This window comes from Anaerococcus sp. AH8042_DFU013_CI05, assembly GCF_047936775.1.
GTDB lineage: Bacteria > Bacillota > Clostridia > Tissierellales > Peptoniphilaceae > Anaerococcus.
Genome location: NZ_CP175954.1, coordinates 1,616,611 through 1,641,960, shown reverse-complemented (window position 1 = coordinate 1,641,960; position 25,350 = coordinate 1,616,611). Strand labels below are relative to the sequence as shown.

The 25,350-nt window shown below is 34.7% G+C and carries 24 protein-coding genes; 4 read left to right on the top strand and 20 right to left on the bottom strand.

From position 1 onward, the window contains the following. Positions 1-545: 545 nt before the first annotated feature. The 15 genes from ACKRLN_RS08375 to prdC all read right to left on the bottom strand — a co-directional run bounded on the left by ACKRLN_RS08375 (position 546) and on the right by prdC (position 15,559). Positions 546-1,793, bottom strand: coding sequence for a glycine/sarcosine/betaine reductase component B subunit (locus ACKRLN_RS08375; RefSeq protein WP_416334845.1), 1,248 nt, complete (start codon positions 1,791-1,793; stop codon positions 546-548). Between the two features lie 142 nt (positions 1,794-1,935). After that, positions 1,936-3,078, bottom strand: coding sequence for an aminotransferase class V-fold PLP-dependent enzyme (locus ACKRLN_RS08370; protein WP_416334844.1), 1,143 nt, complete (start codon positions 3,076-3,078; stop codon positions 1,936-1,938). Continuing rightward, positions 3,068-3,343, bottom strand: a complete 276-nt coding sequence (locus tag ACKRLN_RS08365) for a DUF3343 domain-containing protein (protein WP_416334843.1) — start codon at positions 3,341-3,343, stop codon at positions 3,068-3,070. Before ACKRLN_RS08365 ends, ACKRLN_RS08370 begins: the two co-directional genes overlap by 11 nt. Then, positions 3,324-3,932: a sulfurtransferase-like selenium metabolism protein YedF gene (gene yedF / locus ACKRLN_RS08360; RefSeq protein WP_416334842.1), complete on the bottom strand. Its 609-nt coding sequence runs from the start codon at positions 3,930-3,932 to the stop codon at positions 3,324-3,326. Before yedF ends, ACKRLN_RS08365 begins: the two co-directional genes overlap by 20 nt. A 13-nt stretch (positions 3,933-3,945) precedes the next feature. Further along, positions 3,946-4,959 carry a selenide, water dikinase SelD gene (gene selD / locus ACKRLN_RS08355; RefSeq protein ID WP_295882956.1) on the bottom strand — a complete coding sequence of 338 codons (1,014 nt, stop codon included), beginning with the start codon at positions 4,957-4,959 and terminating at the stop codon, positions 3,946-3,948. 10 nt (positions 4,960-4,969) lie between these two features. Continuing rightward, positions 4,970-6,121, bottom strand: coding sequence for a double-cubane-cluster-containing anaerobic reductase (locus tag ACKRLN_RS08350; RefSeq protein ID WP_416334841.1), 1,152 nt, complete (start codon positions 6,119-6,121; stop codon positions 4,970-4,972). After that, complete coding sequence (locus ACKRLN_RS08345) at positions 6,118-6,891, bottom strand: acyl-CoA dehydratase activase (protein WP_203127084.1); 774 nt, start codon at positions 6,889-6,891, stop codon at positions 6,118-6,120. Before ACKRLN_RS08345 ends, ACKRLN_RS08350 begins: the two co-directional genes overlap by 4 nt. 239 nt (positions 6,892-7,130) lie before the next feature. Further along, entirely contained in the window at positions 7,131-8,066 is a 936-nt protein-coding gene (locus ACKRLN_RS08340; protein ID WP_203127085.1) for a sulfite exporter TauE/SafE family protein, read from the bottom strand. Positions 8,067-8,556: 490 nt separating this feature from the next. After that, positions 8,557-9,531, bottom strand: a complete 975-nt coding sequence (locus ACKRLN_RS08335) for a sulfite exporter TauE/SafE family protein (RefSeq protein WP_203127086.1) — start codon at positions 9,529-9,531, stop codon at positions 8,557-8,559. 12 nt (positions 9,532-9,543) lie between these two features. Then, positions 9,544-10,551, bottom strand: coding sequence for a proline racemase (locus ACKRLN_RS08330; RefSeq protein ID WP_416334840.1), 1,008 nt, complete (start codon positions 10,549-10,551; stop codon positions 9,544-9,546). 261 nt (positions 10,552-10,812) lie between these two features. Then, on the bottom strand, positions 10,813-11,529 hold the full coding sequence (prdB, locus tag ACKRLN_RS08325) for a D-proline reductase (dithiol) protein PrdB (protein ID WP_274379860.1): 717 nt from the start codon (positions 11,527-11,529) through the stop codon (positions 10,813-10,815). After that, positions 11,529-11,762 carry a CBO2463/CBO2479 domain-containing protein gene (locus tag ACKRLN_RS08320; protein ID WP_296142727.1) on the bottom strand — a complete coding sequence of 78 codons (234 nt, stop codon included), beginning with the start codon at positions 11,760-11,762 and terminating at the stop codon, positions 11,529-11,531. Before ACKRLN_RS08320 ends, prdB begins: the two co-directional genes overlap by 1 nt. Continuing rightward, positions 11,755-13,689 (bottom strand): D-proline reductase (dithiol) proprotein PrdA, encoded by a 1,935-nt coding sequence (gene prdA / locus ACKRLN_RS08315; protein ID WP_296142730.1) that lies wholly within the window; start codon positions 13,687-13,689, stop codon positions 11,755-11,757. Before prdA ends, ACKRLN_RS08320 begins: the two co-directional genes overlap by 8 nt. Before the next feature lie 132 nt (positions 13,690-13,821). Beyond that, positions 13,822-14,244 carry a hypothetical protein gene (locus tag ACKRLN_RS08310; protein ID WP_203127092.1) on the bottom strand — a complete coding sequence of 141 codons (423 nt, stop codon included), beginning with the start codon at positions 14,242-14,244 and terminating at the stop codon, positions 13,822-13,824. A 10-nt stretch (positions 14,245-14,254) separates the two neighbouring features. Next, positions 14,255-15,559: a proline reductase-associated electron transfer protein PrdC gene (gene prdC, locus ACKRLN_RS08305; protein WP_296142733.1), complete on the bottom strand. Its 1,305-nt coding sequence runs from the start codon at positions 15,557-15,559 to the stop codon at positions 14,255-14,257. A 456-nt stretch (positions 15,560-16,015) separates the two neighbouring features. On the opposite strand from prdC, the gene ACKRLN_RS08300 reads away from it, so the two are divergent. After that, positions 16,016-18,685, top strand: a complete 2,670-nt coding sequence (locus tag ACKRLN_RS08300) for a cation-translocating P-type ATPase (protein ID WP_296142735.1) — start codon at positions 16,016-16,018, stop codon at positions 18,683-18,685. An 88-nt stretch (positions 18,686-18,773) separates the two neighbouring features. Here the strand turns inward: ACKRLN_RS08300 and ACKRLN_RS08295 are convergent, their stop codons facing one another. From ACKRLN_RS08295 to ACKRLN_RS08280, 4 genes are all read right to left on the bottom strand, one after another. Then, a complete protein-coding gene (locus tag ACKRLN_RS08295; protein WP_296142740.1) occupies positions 18,774-19,694 on the bottom strand; it encodes a nucleoside hydrolase in 921 nt (306 codons plus the stop codon). 74 nt (positions 19,695-19,768) lie between these two features. Next, entirely contained in the window at positions 19,769-20,524 is a 756-nt protein-coding gene (locus tag ACKRLN_RS08290; protein ID WP_296142744.1) for a hypothetical protein, read from the bottom strand. Positions 20,525-20,589: 65 nt separating this feature from the next. Further along, positions 20,590-21,150: a chromate transporter gene (locus ACKRLN_RS08285; RefSeq protein ID WP_296142747.1), complete on the bottom strand. Its 561-nt coding sequence runs from the start codon at positions 21,148-21,150 to the stop codon at positions 20,590-20,592. Continuing rightward, positions 21,143-21,682 carry a chromate transporter gene (locus ACKRLN_RS08280; RefSeq protein WP_296142749.1) on the bottom strand — a complete coding sequence of 180 codons (540 nt, stop codon included), beginning with the start codon at positions 21,680-21,682 and terminating at the stop codon, positions 21,143-21,145. The genes ACKRLN_RS08285 and ACKRLN_RS08280 overlap by 8 nt, the downstream gene beginning before the upstream one ends. A 139-nt stretch (positions 21,683-21,821) precedes the next feature. Here ACKRLN_RS08280 and ACKRLN_RS08275 point away from each other — a divergent pair, with 139 nt between their 5' ends. Genes ACKRLN_RS08275 through ACKRLN_RS08265 form a run of 3 tightly spaced genes read left to right on the top strand, consistent with a single transcriptional unit; the run spans position 21,822 to position 23,911 of the window. Further along, positions 21,822-22,274, top strand: coding sequence for a hypothetical protein (locus ACKRLN_RS08275; protein WP_416334839.1), 453 nt, complete (start codon positions 21,822-21,824; stop codon positions 22,272-22,274). Next, on the top strand, positions 22,267-23,241 hold the full coding sequence (locus ACKRLN_RS08270) for a CehA/McbA family metallohydrolase (RefSeq protein WP_416334838.1): 975 nt from the start codon (positions 22,267-22,269) through the stop codon (positions 23,239-23,241). The genes ACKRLN_RS08275 and ACKRLN_RS08270 overlap by 8 nt, the downstream gene beginning before the upstream one ends. A gap of 10 nt (positions 23,242-23,251) precedes the next feature. Then, the gene (locus ACKRLN_RS08265) at positions 23,252-23,911 is read left to right on the top strand and encodes an HAD family hydrolase (protein ID WP_296142758.1); all 660 of its coding nucleotides are present in this window, start codon (positions 23,252-23,254) and stop codon (positions 23,909-23,911) included. A gap of 72 nt (positions 23,912-23,983) precedes the next feature. Here ACKRLN_RS08265 and ACKRLN_RS08260 read toward each other — a convergent pair whose 3' ends face one another. Then, on the bottom strand, positions 23,984-25,345 hold the full coding sequence (locus ACKRLN_RS08260; protein WP_416334837.1) for a class II fumarate hydratase: 1,362 nt from the start codon (positions 25,343-25,345) through the stop codon (positions 23,984-23,986). Between the last annotated feature and the right edge of the window lie 5 nt (positions 25,346-25,350).

Genomic DNA, 25,350 nt, shown 5'->3' with positions numbered 1-25,350 from the left:
GACTTTTTAGAAAAGTTTGCAAAATCTTTTTTTCTTTTTTGGTAATTGACTTTTTCTTAGTATCTTAAATATTTCTTCGTTCTCCGGGGGTTGGCTTTAAGGGCGTTTCGATTCGCCCTCCAAAGCACCCCCCAGACCCCCATGCAAACTCACCCTAACGACCCCTACGCGGGGTGCGTAATTTTAAGGAAAGAATCGCTACGCGATGTCTATTTTAAAATTGCAGTATGTTACTTACGCAACTTGTTAATGTTAAGCTTCGCTTAATATCTAGACTTTGGCCTTAAGTGAATTAATACGCAAAAAAGCATTTGCATAAAGCAAATGCTTCTAATTTTTAAAAAAGAATTCGCGGAGCGAACTTCTACTAATCATTGCCCCACGCAGTGGCGGAGGGGATAAAAAGGGTTTATGGGGTCCAGGGGGAAAGGGACGTAGGGGTCTCCGCAACCCCTCGTCCCTATCCCCCTAGACGAAGTATAAAAATATATAATAATATTATCTTAAGATATAAATTTATCTAATAATAAAAATTTCGTTTCACTTTAGTAAAGTGAATGAATAGCCCCATCTCTTGCTTCATTAGGTGTCAAAAATACCGGACTATTTTTCCTTAGCCTCATATTTTCTCCCCCGATAATGCCTGCTGGTTCATCTGGCTTTACAAATGTATCATACATACAGCCCACACCTGAAACTATTTTTACAATACCTATTTTGTATTTTCCTGGTCTTTTGATATTGTAAAAGTCTTTTGTTTCATCATATTTGCCCTCGTATGATTTTAATACATCTCTTATTTTTCCAATAATTTCATCAGCTATCTCATGGGCTTTAATAATACCATCCGCTGTCCTGCCTTCGCCTTCTTTGAAGGTGAAATCTATATGGAAAATATAGTCATCTACTGAAGGTGTGCCTGCCCTGTCAAAGCTTATTTTTTCTTTTAATGTACCGTCACAAGAGCCCATATTTGCAGGTTGAAGGTCGTAGACTTCTTCTACCCCTGTTATCATTGCTACTACGCCTTTTAGCTCTACTGTTTGGCCCTCTCCAAGTTTTCCTGATTTTTTGCCGGCAATTGGCATCACATCTAGGTTTGTGTTGGCTTCTTTATCGTAATCTCCTGGTTTTATGATTTTTACACTCATATCAACTATTCTTTCTTGGCCATCTAAGGCATTTTTTGCAATGTTTTCGTCGATTATAAGAGTGTGGCCGTCAATTTTATTTTCATCGCCAAATTTTACTTGGTCTATATTTATGTAAGATTTTGTAAGTTTTCCTTCTTTTTTCTCATTTGGGTCTTTACTCTTATCCCATTTTTTGCCGCGTTTGGCCATTTTTTTGCTAAGTTCTACCATAGCTTTCATGGCATCTATTTCTGCTAGGGAATTTTCACCCAGTATTTGTGTTTCAAATCCTGATTCTGTTTTGTTGTAGTCAAGCACTAGGTCTACATATTCATTTGTAGCTACAAATGTTGCTTGTTGGCCAATAAATGAAAGACCCGCTGTGGCAACTCCATTTTTTTCTAGTTCGCCTATTACATTTGTAAAATCAATGTGGTGGTTGCCCCAGCCATCTAGGGCTACAATTGCTGCATCAAGACCCAATTCTTTTGCCATTTTGCCTGTTTCTACAGATGTTCTATCCTTATCTGCTTGCTTGTCAGACACTCCTTTTACAAGCACTCCTACAAATTCTAAGCCATCATAGGATGAAACTACATTTACTATTGGACACCTATAATGGTGCATGGTTGTCATTTTTGTACTAGGACCAAATCCCATTTTTGCCTCCTAATTTATTTTAATCATATAATTTTGTATGTAAGAAAACCTTTTATCTAATAATATTATAACACGTTCAGTTTTCTTGACAAGATTTCTACAATTGGAAATTAGCAATAAAAAAAGCCTAGTTTATCTAGGCTTAATTGTTGTTGTATTCTTCAGCTATTTCTTTTACTGCTTTGATTGTAGCATCTATTTCCTCTTCTGTATTGAAATATGAAAAAGAAAATCTAACTATACCTTGGTTTTCTGTACCAAAGTGTTTGTGAATTAGTGGAGCGCAGTGGGCTCCGGGTCTGGTTTGCATATCATATTTTTCATCCAAAATTAGGGAAAATTCTGAGCTATCCATATCGGATAGATTAAAGGAGACAATTCCTGTAAAATCTCTCTCTGGTTTTTTAGAATAAATCTTAATGCTCTCTATATTTTCAATGCCCTCGTAAAATCTTTTGGTCAATTTTTTTATTTTTTCATTTATATTTTCTATGCCAGTTCCTAAAAGAAATTTAAGGCTAGCATCCATGGCTATTTGGGAAAGAAAATTGCTTGTCCCAACTTCAAAAATAGCTGGAAAATCTTTTGGGTGGCACTTATCAAAAGAATTTACCCCTGATCCACCTGCAAAAACATTTGAAAAATCAAAATCTCCCACCTTTATTATCCCACCAGTTCCTGATGGGCCGTAAAGGGACTTATGGCCTGTAAAAACAAAAATGCTATTTGTATATTTTGACAAATCTACATCCACACATCCTGCTGTTTGTGCCATGTCGATTATCATTACTAAATTATATTTTTCTGCTAATTCATGGATTTTATCCAAGTCATTGAGATTTGCTAGTAGGTTTGAAGCGTGGTTTGTCACTATAAATCTTGTATTTTCTTTGATAAGTTCTGAAATTTTGTCAAAATCTACTTCGTAGTTTTCATCAAAATCTAAAAATGATAATTCTGCCCCTGATTGGTAAAGGGGTCTTAGGACAGAGTTATGCTCGGTTGTAGTGGTTATTACATGGTCATTTTCTTTTATTAAAGATTTTATGATCATATTTAGACCGAAACTAGCATTTTCTGTAAGGGCTATATCATTTGGATCTGCTATATGAAATATTTTTGCCAAGTCCATTTTGGTCTTATATATCCCCATCATAGAATTTTGTGAAAGGGTATGGCCTGATCTTGATGGATTGCCGTAGGATTCGCTTTCTAAAAGTTCTATATACTTTTCCTTTAGTGCCGCTGGTTTATGTAGGGTTGTGGCGGAGTTATCAAAATACATATTCTTCTATTACTCTCTTTTTGCCCTCATGGTAGAGGGTGTACACTTTATCATAATCTGATTTTTCTAGGATATTCAAAGCATTTTCAAATTCACTTTTATCCACACGCAAGCAAAACCCACATCCAGCACCGATTTCGGTGGGAAGTGGGATTAGTCTTGCACCAGCCAAATGCTCTGTGTTTTCAAGAGCGGCCATGGCTGATGATGTGTTTTCAAATGAAAATAGGATATGCTCTATTTCCTTAGCAAGGGTAGATGGCATGATTTGATCTCATTGCTTCTACGATTTTGTACATATTGGTGATTTCACCAACTGCGAGCTCATCTTTTTTGCCATAGTGGTCTAGGCAAAGTCCGCAAGAATATACTCTAACTCCACGGTTTTCAAGATTTTTTAAATCTTCGATTGTTTTTTCATTTTCTGTTGTAAGGAACACTCCCCTGTTAAAGAAGATAATTTCTACTGGTAAGTGGTCTTGTTCAGTAACTGAGTAGATAAAGCCTTCTAAAAGTTGTTTAGAGAATTCTTCATCTCCATCTCCTATTTTGTCAGAGTTTACTATTACTATATAGTTATCACTTGTAGCTTGGTTTACAGAGTAGTCTTCTATAACACTATGCTCTCTTGATGCTTCTGTTTTTTCTAGGCTTACCTCGTATTTTCTATCTGCTAGCTTTCCTACCGTGTAGTCAATTTTTAGCTCATGAGCCATTTTCGCTAAGTTTTCTGTAGCTACTTCGTTATCTACTAAGATTTCGAAAGTTTTTTCGTCTGGGTTTTCTCTTAGGGCTTTTTTTGTTTCAATAACTGGGATTGGGCATGCTTTGCCTAGTACGTCTATTTGTATCATTTTAATCTCCTTTTTATTTTACAATGATAGGGTAAGATCTTTTTGCTTTTACTTCCCCTATTTCATATATATCCATATTTTGCTTTTTAAACTCTTCTATGATTTGATCAGCAGTATCTCTATCAACTGCTACTAGTAGTCCACCACTGGTTTGTGGGTCAAATAATACTTCGCTCATAGCAAAATCATCCTTGTAAAATTCAACAACATTTTTTAGATAATTTCTATTATTTTGCCCACCAGTTGTGAATAAAAATTCATTTGCTAAGTCAAGGGCAGGCTCAAGAACTGGAACTTTTTTGCTATCGACTATGATAGAAAAATCATCTCCCGCCATTTCTGATAAGTGGCCTAAGAGACCAAATCCTGTAACATCAGTTGCTGCGTGTATGTCGTAGTTTACAAAAATATCTCTTGCATATTTATTTAAAAGTTTCATTTGGTCAGTGCAGGTTTTAAAGTCCTCATCACTCACCATGCCTTGGTTGTAGGAACCTGTAATTAGCCCTGTACCAAGTTTTTTTGTAAGTAAGATTACATCCTTATCTTGCGGAGTATTATTTTGCCAAATTTTATCAATAGCAACTTTCCCAGTTACTGATAAACCATATTTGGTTAGGTTATCGTGGATAGAGTGGCCACCTACTAGGGAAGCCTCTGCTTCACTTACCTTGTCATTGCCCCCACGGAGGATTTCTCTTAAAATATCAAAATCTTCTTCTAATGGGAACATGGCAATGTTTAAAGCACTTACTACCTCTCCACCCATGGCATAAATATCACTTAGGGAATTGGCCGCAGCAATTTGCCCAAAAAGATATGGATCTTCTACCATAGCTGGGAAAAAGTCCAATGTTTGGATTATTGCAGTTTTCCCGTCAATATCTATAACAGCAGCATCATCTTTGCCATCAAAACCTACAAGAACATCATCACGTCTATATGGATTGATATCTTTTAATAAAGAATCCAGATTTCCTGCAGCGATTTTGGCATTGCAGCCGCCGCAAACTTCTATTTTACTCATACTCTTCCTTTTATAACATTTCTATAAAGGCAGCCATTCTTGTGTTTAACTGGCCTATGTCAGCTTGTGAGAAGTCAGTTTCTACAAACATATATGGGATGCCTTTTTCTTCTGTAACAAATCTTTTTATTTTTTCACGCTCAACTATATATGGATGGCAGGCAACGAGATCCATTTCTATAACTCCATCAGCATTGTATTTATCAATAAGTCTGCCAAGCAAATCATAGCGATTTGTATCTGGTGTCATGACTGAGCAACCAATATCTAAATATCTACGAGCAATGGCCTCATTTATATCGCCAGTTTCTAGATCAATATTGTTATCAAAGTTTTTCTCACCAGAACAGTTTTCAAAACTTACTACAACTGCACCATTATCTTCAATAGCTTTTATAACTTTTTCTGTAGCTCCACCCATTGGACATCCTGTGATGATAATTCTAGGTTTTTTCTCTAATTTTTCTGGATCATATTCATCACGGATTTTTTTTGCAATGGCATTTATCTCATCAGCTACAATAGTTTTATCCATCTTAAATTGTGATCCATAGGTAACATGGAAAAAGTCAAGGCCAGACATAGGCGCTGGGTCTAGTTCCATAGTATCTGCCAAATTTTTTTGAGCATCTCTTATATCATTACCCACCTTTGACCATTTTATAAGCTCATCATCAGTTATTTTTGTAGCAAGCTTATCTTCCAAATACGCTCTAAAGTCTATTATTTCGTCTTTCCAATAGCGGAGAGCTTTTTCGTTTTGTGTTTGTGGCAAGTGCATGATATACATTGGCTTGATATCATTCATCAACTCATACATTTTCTTTTTGCCATCACAAGTTGTCTCGCCCACAACTATGTCTGAAAAATAAAAAAATGGGCATTTGTCTGTTTTTGCAAAGCCATATGATGATTTAATAAGCGGGCAAAGATTGGCTGGCAAGTCTTTTTCTGCTTCTGGAATAGTTTCATCACTTGTTGAGCAAAGTCCAACTGTACTTGCTCCCGCTGCCCAAGCCACTTCTTCGGGAAAATATGTACAGTAGGCTCCCACTAATGGAATCCCCTTATCTTTTAGCTCTTTTACTTCTAAAAATGCGTTTTTTCTCTGGTCTGCAAATTCTTCAAAAACTTCTGGTAAATCTTTTACAATATCTGTCATCTTTTTTTCTTCTCCTTTGCAAGTAAGGCTGCACCGTAAGATCCGGCAAATTTGCCATTTTCTGTAGTATGTACCGGTGTATTTAATTTTTCACTTAAAACTTTTGCAAAATATGGGACATTTGAAAGGCCACCTGTAAGGATTACCTCATTTTTTATTTTTGCTCGTCCTGCTAGCTGGCTTACTTTTTTGGCAACAGAATCAATGACTCCTGCTGCTATATCTTCTTTATTTCTGCCCTCACCTATATAATTTATGACCTCAGATTCTGCAAAAACTGTGCACATGGCGCTTATTTCTATGGGATCACCATTTTTTGCAATATCAAAAAGTTCTTCTAAGGTCAGATTTAATTTATCTGCCATAATTTCGATAAATCTCCCAGTTCCTGCTGAGCACTTATCATTCATCAAAAAGTCAGCCACAAATCCATTTTCAAGGCTAATTACCTTTGTATCTTGGCCGCCCACATCTATAATTGTTGTAGTTTTTGCTCCCGAAAGCTCGCGTCCTCCCCTAGCATGGCAGGTGATTTCTGTAATTTCAAAATCAGCATAGGCAACAGAAATACGACCGTATCCTGTAGCAACAATACGGCAATCTTCACTTTCTGGATATATATTATAATCATTTTCTAATCTATCTTTGATCAGCCCCGCAGTTTCCTTGCTGGACCAACCAGTTGGCATTACAAAATGGGTTATGTCCTCATTTTTTATAAGAGTTATTTTTGCAGCAGTAGACCCGATGTCTATCCCTACATAGTCCATTTTTCCTCCAATAAAACTTATTAAATAAAAAACGTTCTCACAAAGAAAATAGTGTACTAGCTCTATGGCTTATTTTCATGTATCGATTCAGTTTTTAAAAAATTTGGCTAAGTGTACTTACTGGAAAAATCCAGTTTAGCCCTAGATTTACTAAACTTTTTATTATAATATTGTCAATTTTTTGTTTAGGTCTTTTAACACAAAAAAAGACGGGTTTTACCCGCCTTTATGAAGAATATTTAGTTTGCTTCCATTACTTCTTGAGTAATTTCTGGATCCATTATAAATGAATCTTCTTCTTTTTTGCTTTTACTTTTTCTAATCATATTAATAGCTGTGTAGTAGATTACAAATATGATTATGATTTTTAGAGCATCGATATTTGCATTTTTTACTCCAAGATAAGCAGCGATTACTCCGAGAAGACCAAATAGATTTATAAATAGTCCTGATGATCTGTCATAAGCTTCTTCTTTAATAAACTTCATACCAGCTGTTGGCATAAGTATTGCACAAGAACCCATCATGATTGGGAATGCTGATTTGATATTCATACCTAGTAAAGAAACCATTGCCATGCATGGTGCGTATAGACCAACTCCTGCACACATTAGAATGCCTAGAATAAAGTTACCAATTACTGCAACTATTAATTTGAATCCAGATAGGCCAATTGCAGTATTTTCCATATCAAATAATCCTAAATATGGGTGAGTGATAAGCATAGCACTTGCTGCAAGGAATAGAGCAACCCCCATTACAAATTGAACTTTTTTCTCATCCATTTTTGCTATAATGCCCGCTCCAATATATGAACCAATAGTTGCTGATGCTATCATTAAAACTAGAGTAAGTGGATCAACTGGTATAGCTGATGTAAATAAAATTGCTTCCAAAAGAGTTGGTAGTGAGCAAGAAGCATTTAAAGTTCCAGGTATAAGTCTATCATGGACTTTAACTCTCATTGCTCCAAAAAGGGCAACAATATTTCCAAAAGAACCTATACCAATTGTATCTCCAAAGTTTGCTAAAAATCCTATAAATGATTGCTTAATTTTATCAGATTTTGAAGTTCTCTTTATATCTTCTTTGTTTTTTACAAGGTCGCGACCTAAAAAAGCTGTATATCCAACAAAATATGCGTAATATAATCCTTTTAAAATACTAATTATCATTGCTATCTCCTTAATATTTAATTTTTTGTATTTAGTTTTTGAAAATGTTTTTATAAAATAATAAATTTCGCAAAAAATTATGCTTTTAAGCTGATAGCTACTGGCACTTTTGATATTCCGTCGCCTGCACGTCTTACTGTTTTTATAGCAGCAAGTCCATAATCGGCGTTATTTTCTTGATGAAATTTCATGGTAACTCCTTAAAATATAAATTTGCCAGCCATTCTATGTACTGATTTTAAAAATGTATGCATAAAAAATACACCAATAAAAATAATTTTAGAGATGCAAATGTTATGTAAACGATATTATATGTTAACATTAACATTTTAAAATGACTTTGTCAATCATTTTTAAAAACTTTTTTTAAAGTCATAATCTTTACCAATTATTGGTTAATTTTTCTTTAAACTTACATTATATGATGAAATTCTAAAACTATTTTTGCACAAAAAAAGACAAGGCAATAGCCTCATCTTTTAATATTATTTTATTTTGATTCATAAACTTCTTTTGTATCTTCTACCTTATCATCTGTTGCTGTTCTAGTAGTAGTTGTTGTTTCTGTTGTTGTAACAGTTTCTGTTGTTCTTGGAGCCTTACTTTTCTTAATCATTGTGTAAGCTGTGTAGTAAATAACTGCAATAATAACGAATTTAAGAATGTCGATATTTGCATTTTTTACTCCCCAATAAGCTGCAACTACACCTAATAGACCTAATATATTTATAAGAACGCCTGCTGTTCTATCATAAGCGCCTTCTTTGATAAACTTAACAGATCCTGCTGGCATAAGTAGGGCACAAGAACCCATCATAATTGGAAATGCTAATTTGATATTCATACCAAGTAGAGAAACCATTGCCATACATGGAGCATATAGTCCAACACCAGCACTCATTAGAGCACCAAGGATGAAGTTACCAATTACAGCAACTATTAGTTTCCAACCTGTAAATCCAATAGCATCATTTTGCATTTCAAATAGTCCAAAATATGGGTGAGTGATAAGCATAATTGTAGCTGCTAAAAATAGGGCAATACCCATAACTCTTTGAATTTTTCTCTCATCCATTTTTGAAATTGCACCTGCACCTAAGTATGAACCAATTACTGCTGCAGCTATCATAAGTGCAAGTGTAAGTGGATCCATATCTACTGCAGATGTAAATAGAATAGCTTCAAATAATACTGGTAGTGTACAAGATACATTTAGTGTACCTGGTATAAGTCTATCACTAATATTTACCTTTAGGGCATTAAATAAAGCTACGATCGGTCCAAATGATCCGATTCCTAGGGTATCAGCAAAGTTTGTTACAAAACCAATTCCTGCAAGTTTTGCTTTATCTTTGCTTGATGTAGCCCTAAGGTCTTCTTTATGTTTTGCTACATCAACTCCTAGAAGGCCCGCAAAGCCTACAAAGGCGATGTAGAATAAGCTCTTTAATACTGTTAAAATCATGTTTTTCTCCTATTATGAAAGGATGAATCCGTGGTTTAGTGGGTCTTCTTCGTTGAAAATAAAGTTATTAAATCCTGTAATATAAGCTGAACCTGTAATTTGTGGAACTATTGCATCAAAATCCCCAACTTTTGTTTCTTCTACAATTTCACCTTCAAAAATTGTTCCAAGGATTGATTCATAGTAGAATTTTTCGCCTATTTCTAGTTCACCTTTTGCAAATAGTGTAGCAAGTTTTGCAGATGTTCCTGTACCACATGGTGATCTATCAACTTGGCCTTGACCAAAGACTACGCAGTTTTTAAGAGTTGCATCTGGATTGTCTGTTTCTGACCACCATTCTACTAGGTCAACTGTTTTGATGTGTTCTAGAGTAGGGTGTTGGATTTCAATCTCTTCATTGATAATATCTCTTAATTGGATACCGAGGTCTCTTAATTTTGCTGCATTTTCCGGAACAATTTCTAGACCTATTTGTTCAACTTTTGCGATTGCAAAGAATGATCCACCAAATGAAATATCAAATTTTATTTTGCCATAACCTGGAAGTTCTACTTCTTGGTCTTGTTTATAAAGGAAAGATGGTACGTTTTTAAATGAAACTTTTTTAGCAACTCCATCTTCTACTGTAACATCTCCGCGGATAATACCAGCTGGTGCTTCTTGAACTATGTGAGTTACAGGCTCAACAGCTTCTACTATTCCTGTTTCAACAGCAATAGTCATAGCCCCAATTGTTCCATGTCCACACATGTTTAAGTATCCACCACCGTCCATGAAGATAATTCCATAGTCAGCTTCAGGATCCACTGGGTCTACTAGCATAGAACCAAACATTTCATTATGTCCTCTTGGTTCAAGCATAATTCCTGTTCTTACCCAATCCATGTTATCTTCTAGCCATTGTTTTTTTTCTGGTAATGTTTCACCTGGAACTTTTGGAAAACCACTTACTACTGTTCTTACAGCCTCACCTGCTGTGTGTCCGTCTACAGCATTAATATTTTTTTGAAATTTCATGATGTCTCCTTATAAAAAATAATACCTGTTAAATAATATGTAAATATAAAAGCTTGTTGATTTTGTAGGAAAAGCTTAAATATGTCAACAAGCTTTGTATATAAGTAAACGATTTACTTAACCCTTGTAATGATACTTAGAATATTTTTTGTCAATCAAGGGCAAAAATTTTTAATTAGGTTTTTTATTAAAAATCATATCAAAGGGAAGATTTCTCTTCCCCTTAATATTGATTTTGTATCCTAAATTTAAAAAGTAAATCTAGATTGATGCCTCATATTCGTAAGGAAGTGGAACTATGTGTCCTGGGCTATCTAGTGTTTCTAGAAGCTCTAAACTTTCTTTTACGATTGCTGTTTGCATTTCTACGTTGTGTGGTTCACCAGCGTTAGCACCCATTGGAACTCTTGGAGCAGATACTCTTGGAGCACCATTTTGTCTAGCTACTGGTGGTAAAGCTGCGATTAATACTGTTGGTACACCAGCTTCTTCAATTGCTCTCTGCAAAATCACGGCAGAGCGGTGGCAAGTACCTCAGCCAGCAGTTAGTATAGCAGCGTCTACGTTCTCATCCAAAAGTCTTTTAGCGATTTCTGGACCTACTTCTTCTGTGAAGACTTGTACGTTTCCACCACCACCCATTGTACCAAAGTTTTCTGGTGCAACAGCTTTGATGAATCCTTCATCAGCTAATTCTCTTAATCTATCAATTGGGAACATACAGTTGATATCACGGTTAACATCTGAGTTATCGTAACCACCGTGTGATACCATCATATCTTCTGTTTTTCCATCTCCAGGGATTATTCTGTAAGATGTATCACCAGCTAAGTTAAATCTTTTGTCACTTTTCATGTGTACGCCGGCACATGTAACAAGTGCTACTGTCATTTCAGATAAATCTTTGTTAACTTCAGCCCAAACTGGATCTGGAGTAATAGGTACAAAGATTTCTGATTTTAAACCTTTTACAGCCATTAATTATTCTCCTTTTCTTCGTATTCTTCAATTACTTCTGGATAAGTTAACATTATCCCTACAATATCGCCTACTTTTGCAGGTCTATCACTAATGATCATTCTTTTTGGTATGTGTAGTTCCCCAAGTCTACCAAAAAATGATATGTGTACTCCTCCATCGGAGACATCCATTATAGTGCCTTGTAGGTAATTTAAATTACCCATTGGATCGTCATATTGATTCTTAGACATCTGTTGGATCGAAATCGTCTGCTTCGTAGATTTCTTTACGTTTTTTACTCATTTTTAGTGAAGTTTCGTTTGGAACGAGTTCGATTGTTTGACCAGTTTGTTCTTCGATAGCTTTAACGTTAGCTTCTTTAACATCTGGTGTCCATTTTCTGTTTGGTTCTTCGATTTCTTCACCTTCGATTTTAGCTCTTAGCATTTCTAATGCTCTTATTGCATCTTCTTCTGCTAGACAGTTATTTTCTAGGATTTCGTTTTCGATACCTTGACGAGATTTGTTGTTATCAACCATTGCATTCATGTGTTCGTTACCAACTACTAGTTGTCCTTGAACTGCTGAGTATGTCATACCAACTACTGGTACTCCACGTTTACCAATTTGGTCAATGTGGCTTGCAAAGTCGATGTGGTTGTTACCAAATCCTTCTGTTGTAACGATTGCACCTTCTAGGTCCATTGTATCAATTGCTGTTCCTAGGAATCTTGATACATATGTTTTATCTGTGTTTGCTTGAGGAGATCCTACTAGCATTACACCACAAACATCGTAATCAGGATCTTCTAGAGCTTTTAATACTAGTGGTTCTCTAAAGTAGTGTCTAGATGTTTCTTTTGATGCTGGTCCTATACATGTTAATGCGTGGATAACACCGTCTAGTACTTGAAGTGGGTTTACAATTACTGGCACGTTACCTAAGTCTACGTTAGCTTTTGCTCCTTCAGTACCTACTGGTTCTGTTGGCCAGATGTAGTTATCGTGCATCGCACCTTGTCCCATGATTTCTTTTACTAAAAGAATTTTGTGTTTACCTGGGTGACGAACGTGTTCAAATTCATCTACTCTTTCAATTGCTGATTCTTCAAGATCTTTAAGGGCATTTCTGATTTCTTGAGTAATGATATCAGTTGCTCTATGAGCCGCCATTGGTCCTGGTCTTTCCATGTTTGTACCAGCTTTGATTGTAACGTCAGTTTTGATTAGGATATCTCCATCATCTGGTGAACCTGGTCTGTTGAACATAATGTTTCTATCCATTTCACCTTCTGAAGAACCGAACTCACCGATTTGTACTCCGTTTTCATCTGTACCTGTTACTACGATTACAGCACCTTCAACAAGTCTTGTTGTACCTTCACCAAGTTCTGCACCATCTAATTTTGTTGCGATTGGTTGAACGTCCATGATTGTGTTTGAGTATTCGTCGTAGTTATCTGGTGTGATGATGTCAAGTTTAACATCTACTACTAATTTTTCTGAATCAGTTGCTTTTTGAATTAAGCTTTCATCAATTGTAATTACACCATTTTCAACTTTTGTTTCATCACCAAGTTTTACTTCTTTGATTTTTACGATTTCTCTTTTTAGTACAGATTTTTTTACATCAGCTTCGCTTACGCTTGCTTCTGCTGCACTTCCGTCAACTTCTGATGGATTTGCTACTAAAAGATCGTTATCGTTTGAAGAAACTGCGCTTGCTCCATTAGCTGCTGCTGATAATGGAATTTCAAGGTTGATGTTTTTACCTTCTCCAATATGGATTTTTACTACTCCGTTAGCAAGTTTTGGTGCAAATGTACCAGCTTCGCTTAATCTTGCATTTGCTTGATTAGCTGCCGCTGTTTGTGTTTCAGCTGGACTTACTTCTTCACTTGTTTCTTCTTCCTCTTCTACTGTTTCTTTGTAGTTATCAGCATTTGCTGGAGTTAAAGCTGTTAGTGAGTCTGCTGTTGTATTAAGTGTCGCTCCCAATACTTGACCGATTGTTAATGTGTCTTCTGGAAGTTCAAGAATTCCCATATCAACCATTTCATCAAATAATGCTGGGTCTTCTAAGTTATGTTCTGATAGCACTGTTCCTGCTTCTGCTCTACAGCAAAGAACGGCAGGGTCATTTTTATGCTTTTCAGCCATTTCTTTTGATAGTGACATATGTCCTCCTTAATAAAGATATTTATAAATAACTACTATTGTAGTACTTACCTATATTTACTGTTATTATACTATTTTGTAAGTATTTTAACAATAATTTAACTAAATTTTATGATGATTAAAATCATTAAATTAGAACTCGAATTCTAATCTAATATCTCTTCCTTCTTCGATTGAAATTACGAAACCATTGCTGCTTGTTTCGCTAAAGTCAAAGCTAATATCTACATCTTCACTACTTGTTGCTGCAAGTGCTTCTTCGTTTGAAACTTCTTGGCTAGTTTCTTCTACTGCACTTACTACTTTTGATGTATCTACTAGATCTGGTGTGATAGCTGTTAGTCCTTCTACAAGTCCTTTGGTTTCAGCACCTAGAACTTCGCCAATTGTTAGTGTATCTTCAGGAATTTCGATTAGTCCTAAATCTACTAATTGGTCAAACATTGCTGGATCTTCTAGAAGCGATTCATTTACTGTTGTGCCTTCTACTGATCTTAAAGCTAATACAGCTTTTTTATCAAGATTTGCTTGAGCTTGTTCATGTGTTAATGCCATATTTGCTCCTTTACTTCATTGCTCTTGTTCTTTCCATGCCCATTGAATCTTTAGCATGGTCTGTAGCATGGTGCATTTCTACTGGGATATTTGCAACGTTTGCTGCTACTGTGTTTGAACAATCTGTACAGTGTCCGATCAAGATATCTTTTGCACCGTTTTTGTAAAGATTTAATACTTTTTCTGCTTGTCCTGGGCAAATACCTGGGTTTTGACATTTAAATACGCCTGGTTTTACTTCCATAGCATTTTTACAAGTTTCATATCCTACTAAATCTTCTTCTTTTACACCCATCATTTCTGCAATGTGAAGTAATCTATCTTTGTTTGGTCCACAAGCACAACGAATGATACCAAGTTTTTCTACTTGTTCACATGGGTCTGCTACGATGATTCCACCAACTGTTTTTGATAAAATTTCTTCTTCAAGCATTGAATGACCTGTATATGGTCCACCGATGATGATTTCTCCAGAATTTTCACGAACTCCACCAAATTCTTCGATGATATCAGAAAGAATTGTCCCGATTGGATATGTTCTTACTGCATATTCGTTTTTGCCTAAATTATTTAGGTTTCCAGCAACTGTCATCATTTTGTCAATAAGTGGTTTGCCATCTGTGTATGCATCATAAACTGCTATAGCTGTTTCTGAGTTCATTACAACTGCATTAGCAACATTTGGTAGGTCAGTTACTCCTAGTAATTGGTTTAAAACGTCTCTAATGATTGCACGTTCTTCACCAACTGGATACATATTTTTAAGTGGGAAAACTCTAATGTCTGTAATATTATTTTCTTTAAGAAGTTTTGTTAATGCTTTGATTTCTTCTGTATGAATTATCTTCATAGCAATAAATGCCATTTTTGCATTGATTCCTTCTTTAACAAGTTTTACAGCATCTATAAATTTTTGTGGGTCTTCTTTAATTTGTGCAATGTTATGCTCAAGGATAGGCTCACATTCTGATGCATTTATTAAAAGATATCCCTCACCTTTTAAATCTGTGTTAAGTTTTACATATGTTGGGAAACCTGCACCACCAAGTCCGATAATACCAGCTTCTCTAGCAACATCAGCAAGATTATCTTTTTTCTCTATTTTTAAATAATCCTTATTATCATCTGTTTTTTCTATGTAGATGGCTTCATCAGTTACTTCGTTAACTTTACCATTTACAGATGAATAAATTGGTACTGATAATTGTTCAGGGTCAAAATCAGCAATTTTTTGGCCTCTTTTAACCTCATCACCGTTATTTACAATAGGTGAAGCAGGAGCACCAATACCCATTCTTAGGTTAAATTTTAACATTCTATACTCCTTTTACTTTGTTATAGTAAATTAAAAACACACTCATGATTGCGTTTATTTGATAAAGACGTCTCTTTACCTATACTAATAGTATGTTTTTTTATCAAAAAAGTCAAGCATATTGAATACGTTTGCTTGCCTTAAAAATAGGGAAATAAACTTTGTTAAAAATAATCTTTTATAGTTATCTTGATAATGTTTATTAATAAATTTTATCAATCTTTTTATAATATTTTTCCATATAACATATTGTCCAATATCCTTTAAATTTTTTGTTGTGTTTTTCCTCAATTTAGCTTATAATGAGAGTAGCAAAAGGGAGTAGCCCAATTATTTAATCGTCAAAACGAATTTTATTCCGGTTAAATAAACCCTCATACGGTGGCAAGACTTTTGGCAGTTTTAGCCAAAAGTCTTTTTTATTACCATTTTTGCAAAAATTTTATAGGAGGAAATATGGACTACCAAGGTTCTAAAAGAGATTTATTAGAAAAAATAAATTCAGATCCTAAGACTGGTCTTTCTTCTAGCGAAGCACAAGCTCGTTTGGATAAATATGGCCCAAATAGAATTGAGTCATCAAACAAAAAGTCAATGCTAGAAAAAATCAAAGAACAAATCTTAGATCCGATGGTTATCTTGCTTATAGTAGCATCAATCATATCAGCTTTCACAGGCGATACTGTTGAAGCAATCATCATTATTGCAATTGTAATTATCAATGCTATTATGAGTATTTATCAAGAAGGACAAGCAGAAGATAGTGTAGCAGCTCTTCAAAAAATGTCTAGCCCAGAGGCAACTGTAGTACGTGATGGAAAGCGTGGAAAAGTAAGGGCAGAAGATCTTGTACCTGGGGATATTGTTATTCTTGAAACAGGTGATATCATCCCAGCTGACATTAGACTTCTAGATTCTAGAAACTTACAAATTGATGAATCATCATTAACAGGTGAGTCAGTAGCAGTAGAAAAAGATGCAGATGAAGTTTATGATACAGAAGTAGGTATTGGAGATCGCAAAAACTCAGCCTTTTCATCATCAATCGTAACTTATGGACACGGTGAGGGTGTAATCACCGCAACAGGCCATGATACAGAAATCGGACACATTGCAACAAGTCTTGATTCTGTAGCTGATAAGGAAACACCACTTCAAAGACAATTAAAAGACTTATCTAAAAAACTTGCAATTCTTGTTATTATAGTTTGTATCCTAGTATTTGTAGTAGGATATTTTAGAAGCAATATGTCATGGCTGGAAAACTTTATGGTTGCAGTTTCACTTGCAGTAGCAGCAATTCCAGAAGGTCTTACAGCTGTAGTAACAATTGTATTATCAATTGGTATGAACCGCATGGTTGAACGTAAAGCTATTGTTAAAAACTTAGTTTCTGTAGAAACTCTAGGTTCTACAACAGCAATTTGTTCTGATAAAACTGGTACACTTACTCAAAATGAGATGACCATTACAAAAGTATTTACAGATTTTAAAGAATTTGATGTAGCTGGATCTGGCTATACACCAGAAGGTGATATAACACTTGAAGGCGAAACTATCGCAGATCATGACCAAATTAAACTTTTAATGACTGTAGCTTCATTATCAAATGATGCAAACTTAATTGAGAGAAATGGACTTTATGAAATAACTGGTGACCCAACAGAAGGTGCTATGCTAACCCTTGCTGAAAAATGGGGCATTGTCCAAGAAGATTTAAATGAAGCTCATCCAAGAATTGATGAAATCCCATTTGATTCTGATAGAAAAATGATGACAACCTTCCACGAAATGGATGGAACTTATTATGCAATGACCAAGGGTGCGCCAGATATTATGATAAATAATTCAAGCAAAATCATGATTGATGGCAAATTAGAAGATTTTACAGAAGATATGAAAAGACAAGTTTTAGAAGAAAATACAAAACTTGCCAAACAAGCCCTCCGTGTAATGGCATATGCATTTAAACCATATGAAACATTAGAAGGAGAAGAGCTTACAACAGAAAATATCGAACGCGAAATGGTATTTGTAGGTCTTACAGGTATGATCGACCCACCAAGACCAGAAGCAAAAGCAGCAGTTGCTGAATGCCACGCATCTGGAATCGATGTAATAATGATAACTGGTGACTATTTTGAAACAGCTCTAGCTATTGCAAAAGAACTTGGAATTGCAGAACATGAAGACCAAGCTATGCAAGGAAGCGATTTAAATAACAAATCAGAAGAAGAAATTAAAGAAATTGTAAAAACCAAAAGAATATTTGCCAGAGTTTCTCCACAAAATAAGGTGCAATTAGTAAATGCCCTACAAGCAAATGGCAATGTTGTTGCTATGACTGGTGATGGAGTAAATGATGCTCCTGCGATTAAAAATGCAGACATTGGTATTTCAATGGGTGTTACAGGAACTGACGTTGCAAAAGATACTGCAGATATGATCTTAGTAGATGATAACTTTGCTACAATAGTAAACGCTGTAGAAGAAGGAAGAGTAATCTTTTCAAATATCAAAAAATTCGTCAGCTTCCTACTTTCATGTAATATTGCCGAAGTTTTAATAGTATTCTTATCAATCCTATTTGGACTTCCAAGCCCACTTACACCAATTCAACTACTTTGGTTAAACCTAGTAACAGATGCTTTCCCAGCACTTGCCCTTGGTGTCGAACCAGCAGAAGCTGATATTATGCAGCGCCCACCTCGCGATCCTAACGAGTCAATCCTAGCTGGTGAAACTGGTAAAAATGTAATCTTACAATCAATTGCAATTACAATTTCTGTACTTGCAGCATATGTCATTGGACTAAACTACATCTTCCCAAATAATATTGAAGGTGCCCACACAATGGTATTTGCAACCCTTATTACAAGTGAGCTTTTAAGAGCATTCTCTGTAAGAAGTGAAAGATATACATTAAAAGAACTTGGTTGGTTTAGCAACAAAAACTTATTAAAAGCAAATCTACTATCATTTGCCCTACTACTTTTAGTTATGTATGTACCACCACTAAGAAGACTTTTTGAACTTCAATTTATTACTTGGGAATGGTGGATAATAATCCTATTATCTTTCCTACCACTCATAATTGGAGAAATTAGAAAAAGAGTTAGAAGATAAAAATAAAACCTAAGCTTTAAAGCTTAGGTTTTTTATTACATAAATTTAGAAATTATAATTTAAAGTAATCGAGCACTTCCATCTTTACTTATAAAAGAACATCCATAAAAATTTTCTTAAAACTATCTATATCAATATCTGAAACAAAGTTTATATTTTTATAAGCAGTAGAATGTGTTCTTAAATCAGCTACTGTCATACCACAAGTAAATTCGCCCCTTGTTTCTACATCCATATGGATCATTTGGCTTTTAAAAATTTCTGTATTTGTATGATACATAACTGCTAGGGTATCGTGCATAAAGGTTGTGTAGTTTTCCTCTGCTCCTGCTTGGTCTATTCTTATATCCATAACAGATGATAAGATTTCATTTATTTTTTTATTCGATTTTTTAAAATCTTTGTGCATATCTATATCATAGGAAGTCTTTGTTGTTACATTTAGACCTAGCATGTTTATTTTTATGCCACTATCAAAAACAATAGCGGCAGCTTCTGGGTCAGCAAAGATATTAAACTCTGCACTTGCTGTCACATTTCCCATACCAATTGCTCCACCCATGATTGTAATTTCCTTTATTTTTTCTTTTAGGTCAGGACGGGCCAGTATTAGGCTAGCAATATTTGTAAGAGGACCTACGGCAATGATTAAAGTCTTATCATTTTTTTCTAAAACTTCTGCCATGGCCTTTATTGCAGGTTGATTTTCTAATTTTGCAAGCTCATCATCCTTAAATTCGTATCCTAAAAGACCATTTTCTCCGTGGAAACTTTCTGCCAAAATTTGCTTGCCAAAGATTGGTCTATCAAGGCCCTTAAAAATAGGCACTTGCCAATCCATGGCAAAGGCTAATCCTCTTAAATTTCTTGTTGTGTGTTTAAGTTTTACATTTCCAGCTACAGATGAGAGCATTTTTACATCAAAGATCTCACTTTTGTTTAAAAAGCTTAGGGCAAATGCATCATCTATGCCAGGATCTGTGTCAAAAATTGTAGGTACTTTTTTCATTTTTATCTAATCTCCTAAATATAATTTTTTTGCAAAACAAAAGACGGAATTAAATCCGCCTTCTCCTCTAATGATTAATAAACCCAAGTTTTCCAAACTATATCTTCGCTTGGGCTATAAAGAATTGGGCCGTAAGCACGATCTGGGCTTGCTTTTTCTTTTTCAGGTCCATTCATTGGATTGATTTGATTTTCTAGAGCTGTTCCCTTCCTTGTTTCAAGGGGAATTGGTGCACCATCTAGAAATAAAATGTACTCATCATCTACATTTAATTGTTTAGTAAAGTCAACTGTGGCCTTTTGTGGCATCTTGCTATCCACACCCTCTTTTGAAGTTATATATAAGTTTTTTAATTTAAGTTTGTAGGATCTATCACCAACTTGCTCTATATATTGAAATTCACCGTCAAAACTAGATACGTGGATTTCATCTGTTCCAACTTTTTTTGCTGCATCAGCTAAGCCGGCATCGTAGCCATCCCCACTTTTAGTAGCAAAGTATTCACCGTTAAATTTTCCATCTTTTAAAAAATTGATTGTTGTATACATTTGTGGGCTATCTTCGCTGATGCTGTCGATTTTTACAGTTTCAAGTTGTTTAAATACAGAAACGCCTTCTTCCAATTGATCACGAAGGACTTCTTCTTGAATATCTTTATGATTTTCTAAATCTTCTTCTATAGTTTGTCTTTTTAATTCTGGTACTGGATTTATGATTTCTTTTCTTTTTAAAGGTTCTGTCGGCTCATTTTTAGCTGTCTGATCAGCATTTTGATTGCCACAGGCACTTAAAATTACTGCTAGGCTTAAAACTAATATATGCTTTCTCACATTTTCTCCTTAAAATCTGTTATTATTCTTTTCTATATTGCCTATAGATTATACTTTTTTTCACCCTACAATCCAACAATAATCCCAATTATAGCACTTATGCCAATTACTAGCAGCGGGTGTAGATTTTTAAATTTTACTAGGGCAAAAAGATAAATTGCAAATAAAATCATTGGTAAAATTTTAAATAAATCCATAATATTTCCTGTTTGGCCAAATAATGGAATATTAAAAAGTGTCATAGCAATAACTGATGCCATAGCCCCTAAAATCAAACCAGCTGTTGCAGGCCTGATGGTTTCAAACATATCGTGAACTATTTTTGATGACTTAAACTTTGCCATCATCCTTGCAATTATTAGCGTAATGATAATTGGGCCGGTTATTAAAGCAATAGTTGCAAAAATCGCTCCCGGGATACCATAGGATTTAAATCCTGCAAAGGTGGAAATATTTATACCTATTGCACCAGGAGTAGACTCTGAAACTGCAATCATATCTAATAATTCTTCTTCACTAAACCATCCAAAATTTTTGGCCATTTCTTGCAAAAATGGAATAGTAGCCATGCCACCACCTATGGCAAAGAGCCCCGCCTTAAAAAATTCCCAAATCATTCTAAGCATTTTTTCCCATCCTTCCAAGTAAAATTCCAAAGATAGCAACAGTTATAACAATAATTACAGGAGATATTTGTAGAAAACCAATAGCTATAAAAGTTAATAAAAATACGACAAATTTTAATGGGGTGTTTGCATTTTTCTTAAGCAATTTTAAAACCGAATAAAAAACCAATGCAGAAACACCCACACGTATTCCTGCGAAAGCATGTTTAATCCAAACAATATGGCTAAAGGCCTTTAAAAAATTTGCAATAATTAAAATAATAATTATAGATGGGCTAATAAATCCCAGAGAAGCTATAATGCCTCCAAGGTTTCCAGCTTGGGAAAAACCACAAAAAGTTGCAGTATTTACAGCAATTATCCCTGGTGTGGATTGACCAATTGCATAATAATCCAATATTTCGTCACGCGTCGCCCACTTTTTATTATCTACAACTTCCCTTTCCAAAAGTGGAAGCATAGCATAGCCACCACCAAAGGTAAAGAGGCCAATTTTGGCAAAAGTAAGGTACAAATCAATTAAAATATTCAAAATAAACTCCTTCTAATATTCTCTTTTTAAGTATAGCATAAAAGTTTTTATTAATTTAAATTTTACAAAAAAATAACATGGCCCTAATAGATTTTTTTTATAATAATTTTTGGTATTTAAAATTAGAAAAGGAATAAAAATGCAAATTATAGATGAAAATTTAAAATTAAATAAAAACGATAGTCTGACCCACAGACGATTTCCTTTCAAGCTTGAGGAAAATTTCGATAGAATAATTATAAAATTATCCTACTCCCCAACCCATGTAGGTCAGGGAGAAAATATAGAAGTTTTAGAAGAAGCAGTGGAAAAGTACTTATCTGATGAGATTTATAGTGAGGAGGACCGAAAGGGAACTCTTGATGCAAATATTGAAAATTTCCTAACTACTAGCCTATTTTATGAAGGAAAATTTGTTGGCGCCTACCACAATAAGGTAAATGACCAAGAAATAGTAGTTAGCCGAGAATTTTCTTCCAGGGGTTATAAAAAATTTGATGTAAGAGCCGGATCTTACGAGTTTGTCCTATCCATGCACTCTTGCAACAGTGATGTTGATGCTAAAATTTCATTGGAGGCTATAGATGAGTAATTTAAAATATGTTCCAGTTTTGCTCCACTCCCACAGCCACCATTCTGATGGCCACTTAACCCCAGAAGAAGTAGTGAGAAATGCAAAAGATTTTGGATATAAGGCAATGTTTTTAACCGACCATAATACAGATGCAGGTGTGGATGAAATATATGATAAAAATTTTGATAAGAACATTTTGCCTGTTTTTCATGGAGTTGAGTGGACTACTTTTTTTGGACACTTGCTCATTTTAGGCTCTCATGATGCAGGAAATTATACCAAGGCTACACTAACAAATATTGAAGATTGTATGGATGAGATCAGTGCCGAATATCCTGATGCAGTCTTTTCCATAAACCACCCCTTTGATATGGGCAATCCAATTTGTACTGGTTGTCATTTTGAATTTAATATAGATGATTATTCCAAATTTTCTTATTTGGAACTTGTAAATGGAGAAAACTCTGAAGACAGCAAGTCAACTCAATTAGCCTATAAATTTTGGAAAAAACTTTTAAATGATGGCTACAAACTAGCTGCCCTTGGCGGCCGTGACTGGCATGTCAAATCTAAAGATGATGATAGTGTGCCAATTAATATGCTTGGCATAAATGGGGAAATTAATGAAAAAAATATCCTTGCTGCTATCAAAAATGCAAATACTTATCTAACCTACGGTATTATTTTTAATTATAATTTTAAAAATACTGAGCTAGGTGATGAGGTAAGTGAGGGTGATTTTGCTGGCAAAATTTCAATAGAAAAAAGCAATTTTAAAAATACTAATTATTTAAATATTGTTCCTAAAAAAATTGTAATTTTTAATAACGAAGACCTAGTTTTTGAAAAAGAAATTAATTTTGGGGAAGATATCGAATTTAATATAAATCCTAAAAAAGGGTATCTAAGATTTGAAGTCCTTGGGGATATGAAAGATACAGAAAACATAAGACTTGTGACTACTTCCCCAATTTTTGTAAAATAAAGGAGAAAAAATGAAATTATTATTTGATTGCGACGGTACAATTCTTGATTCTATGCACATTTGGGTAGACCCAATCAACGAAATTTTTGAAAAATATGGTTTTAGACTAGACACACTTTCTAAAGAAGAAAAAGGAAAAATCGAAGCCCTACCATTAGATGGTATGTGTCAATTTATTGCTGATGAACTAGCAGAGGATATGAGCAAAGATGATGTACGCCAATATTTTGATGAAATCATCAATGACGGCTACAAAAATTCACTAATGCCAAAAGATGGAGCCCTAAAAAAATTAGAAGAGCTTCACGATAAGGGCTATGAGATGGCAATTGCTTCATCAACTGACTCAATTTATTTAAAACTTGCCTTTGAAAGACTAAATATCGATCAATACTTTAGCTTTTTAACTACTCCAGACCTTGCAGATTCCAAAAAATCTGACAAAGAATATTGGCAATATGCTATAGATAAATTTGGAGTAGATGCAAATGAAGTAATCCTATACGATGATGCCCTTTATGCAATAAAATCTGCAAACTCAGTAGGAATCAACACTTGTGGAGTAAAAGACTTCCCATACAATGAAAATGAGTGGGAAGATATAAAAGAAAACGCTAGCCTATATCTAAATGGTATTTGGGAAATAGATGCTGATAATTTGTTGGGATAAAATAAATTTAAAAAAGGATACCGTTAATTCGGTATCCTTTCTTATTTAGTATTAATATAATTTTTTATAACCTTACACCATCTTTGAAGGATCAATTAATTTATCAATTTCTTCTTCATCTAAAAACCCTAATTCCCCATTGGCCTCTCTTAAAGTAAGTCCCTTATCAAAGGCATATTTTGCAAGCTCACTTGCCTTATCATAACCAATTTTTGGTGATAAAGCTGTCACTAGCATTAGTGAATTTTCTAGATTTTTATCTATATTTTCTTTATTTGGGCTAAGACCTTCTAGAAGATTTTCTCTAAAACATTTTATAGATTTTGCTAATAGATTTATAGATTGGTCCATATTGTAGATAATTAGTGGCATATAGGCATTTAATTGCAATTGGCCTTGGGAATTTGCCATTGTTATTGCAAAGTCATTGGCCATTATTTGGATAGCAACCATTGTTAGAGATTCAACCTGGGTTGGATTTACCTTACCAGGCATAATCGATGATCCTGGCTCGTTTGCTGGAATATTTAATTCATTAATTCCAGATCTAGGTCCACAAGATAAAAACCTAATATCATTTGCAATTTTATACAAATCACTTGCTAAAGTTTTTATAGCCCCATGGCTTGCTACTAAGGCTTGTTTGCTGGATAATTGGTAAAATTTATTAGTGTCTGAAGTAAATTCGCTATCCAAAAGTGCTGACAATTCCTTGGCTACATTTGCTCCAAAAGTATCAGATGCATTTAGACCAGTACCTACGGCTGTCCCACCAATAGCAAGATTTCTTAAAGATTTGCTAGTTTCTTTTAATATTTCATAATCACGCTCAATCATGACTCTCCATGCAGAAATTTCTTGGGAAAGTCTGATAGGAGTTGCATCTTGCAGGTGAGTGCGTCCTGTTTTTATGATATCAAATTCATTTTCCTTTTTGCATAATGTTTCAATAACACCTTCTATTTCTGGAAATAAATTCTCCTTTAGATTTAAAAAACTTGCTACATGCATGGCTGTTGGGAATACATCATTTGATGATTGGCTCATATTTACATGATCGTTTGGATGGATGATTTTTTCTCCTGCTTTTTTGTTTGCCAGATTTGCAATCACCTCATTAACATTCATATTTGTTTGAGTACCAGATCCTGTTTGCCAGATACTTAGTGGGAATTGGTCATCATAATTGCCAAGCAAAATTTGATTGCATGCATAATTAATCAAATCTTTTTTCTCATCAGAAAGTTTGCCCTCCTCATAATTTACCTTTGCCGCAGCTTTTTTGACATTTACTAGGGCCATTAATAAAGATTTTGGCATAGTTTCAGTATCTTTTGGGAAGTTTTCGATAGACCTTTGGCTTTGGGCACCCCAAAGGGCATCAGCTGGGACTTCAATCTCCCCTATTGAATCTTTTTCAATTCTTTTTTTCATTTTTA

Excerpts from the sequence above, each read along its gene's own strand:
- ACKRLN_RS08320 (WP_296142727.1), bottom strand. The coding sequence starts at position 11,762 with ATGTCTAAGAATCAATATGACGATCCAATGGGTAATTTAAATTACCTA.
- ACKRLN_RS08265 (WP_296142758.1), top strand. The coding sequence starts at position 23,252 with ATGAAATTATTATTTGATTGCGACGGTACAATTCTTGATTCTATGCAC.
- ACKRLN_RS08330 (WP_416334840.1), bottom strand. The coding sequence starts at position 10,551 with ATGAAATTTCAAAAAAATATTAATGCTGTAGACGGACACACAGCAGGT.
- ACKRLN_RS08260 (WP_416334837.1), bottom strand. The coding sequence starts at position 25,345 with ATGAAAAAAAGAATTGAAAAAGATTCAATAGGGGAGATTGAAGTCCCA.
- ACKRLN_RS08335 (WP_203127086.1), bottom strand. The coding sequence starts at position 9,531 with ATGATTTTAACAGTATTAAAGAGCTTATTCTACATCGCCTTTGTAGGC.
- ACKRLN_RS08340 (WP_203127085.1), bottom strand. The coding sequence starts at position 8,066 with ATGATAATTAGTATTTTAAAAGGATTATATTACGCATATTTTGTTGGA.
- ACKRLN_RS08365 (WP_416334843.1), bottom strand. The coding sequence starts at position 3,343 with ATGCCATCTACCCTTGCTAAGGAAATAGAGCATATCCTATTTTCATTT.
- selD (WP_295882956.1), bottom strand. The coding sequence starts at position 4,959 with ATGAGTAAAATAGAAGTTTGCGGCGGCTGCAATGCCAAAATCGCTGCA.
- prdA (WP_296142730.1), bottom strand. The coding sequence starts at position 13,689 with ATGTCACTATCAAAAGAAATGGCTGAAAAGCATAAAAATGACCCTGCC.
- ACKRLN_RS08375 (WP_416334845.1), bottom strand. The coding sequence starts at position 1,793 with ATGGGATTTGGTCCTAGTACAAAAATGACAACCATGCACCATTATAGG.
- ACKRLN_RS08275 (WP_416334839.1), top strand. The coding sequence starts at position 21,822 with ATGCAAATTATAGATGAAAATTTAAAATTAAATAAAAACGATAGTCTG.
- ACKRLN_RS08310 (WP_203127092.1), bottom strand. The coding sequence starts at position 14,244 with ATGGCATTAACACATGAACAAGCTCAAGCAAATCTTGATAAAAAAGCT.
- yedF (WP_416334842.1), bottom strand. The coding sequence starts at position 3,932 with ATGATACAAATAGACGTACTAGGCAAAGCATGCCCAATCCCAGTTATT.
- ACKRLN_RS08370 (WP_416334844.1), bottom strand. The coding sequence starts at position 3,078 with ATGTATTTTGATAACTCCGCCACAACCCTACATAAACCAGCGGCACTA.
- ACKRLN_RS08350 (WP_416334841.1), bottom strand. The coding sequence starts at position 6,121 with ATGACAGATATTGTAAAAGATTTACCAGAAGTTTTTGAAGAATTTGCA.
- ACKRLN_RS08300 (WP_296142735.1), top strand. The coding sequence starts at position 16,016 with ATGGACTACCAAGGTTCTAAAAGAGATTTATTAGAAAAAATAAATTCA.
- ACKRLN_RS08285 (WP_296142747.1), bottom strand. The coding sequence starts at position 21,150 with ATGCTTAGAATGATTTGGGAATTTTTTAAGGCGGGGCTCTTTGCCATA.
- ACKRLN_RS08270 (WP_416334838.1), top strand. The coding sequence starts at position 22,267 with ATGAGTAATTTAAAATATGTTCCAGTTTTGCTCCACTCCCACAGCCAC.
- ACKRLN_RS08295 (WP_296142740.1), bottom strand. The coding sequence starts at position 19,694 with ATGAAAAAAGTACCTACAATTTTTGACACAGATCCTGGCATAGATGAT.
- prdC (WP_296142733.1), bottom strand. The coding sequence starts at position 15,559 with ATGTTAAAATTTAACCTAAGAATGGGTATTGGTGCTCCTGCTTCACCT.
- ACKRLN_RS08345 (WP_203127084.1), bottom strand. The coding sequence starts at position 6,891 with ATGGACTATGTAGGGATAGACATCGGGTCTACTGCTGCAAAAATAACT.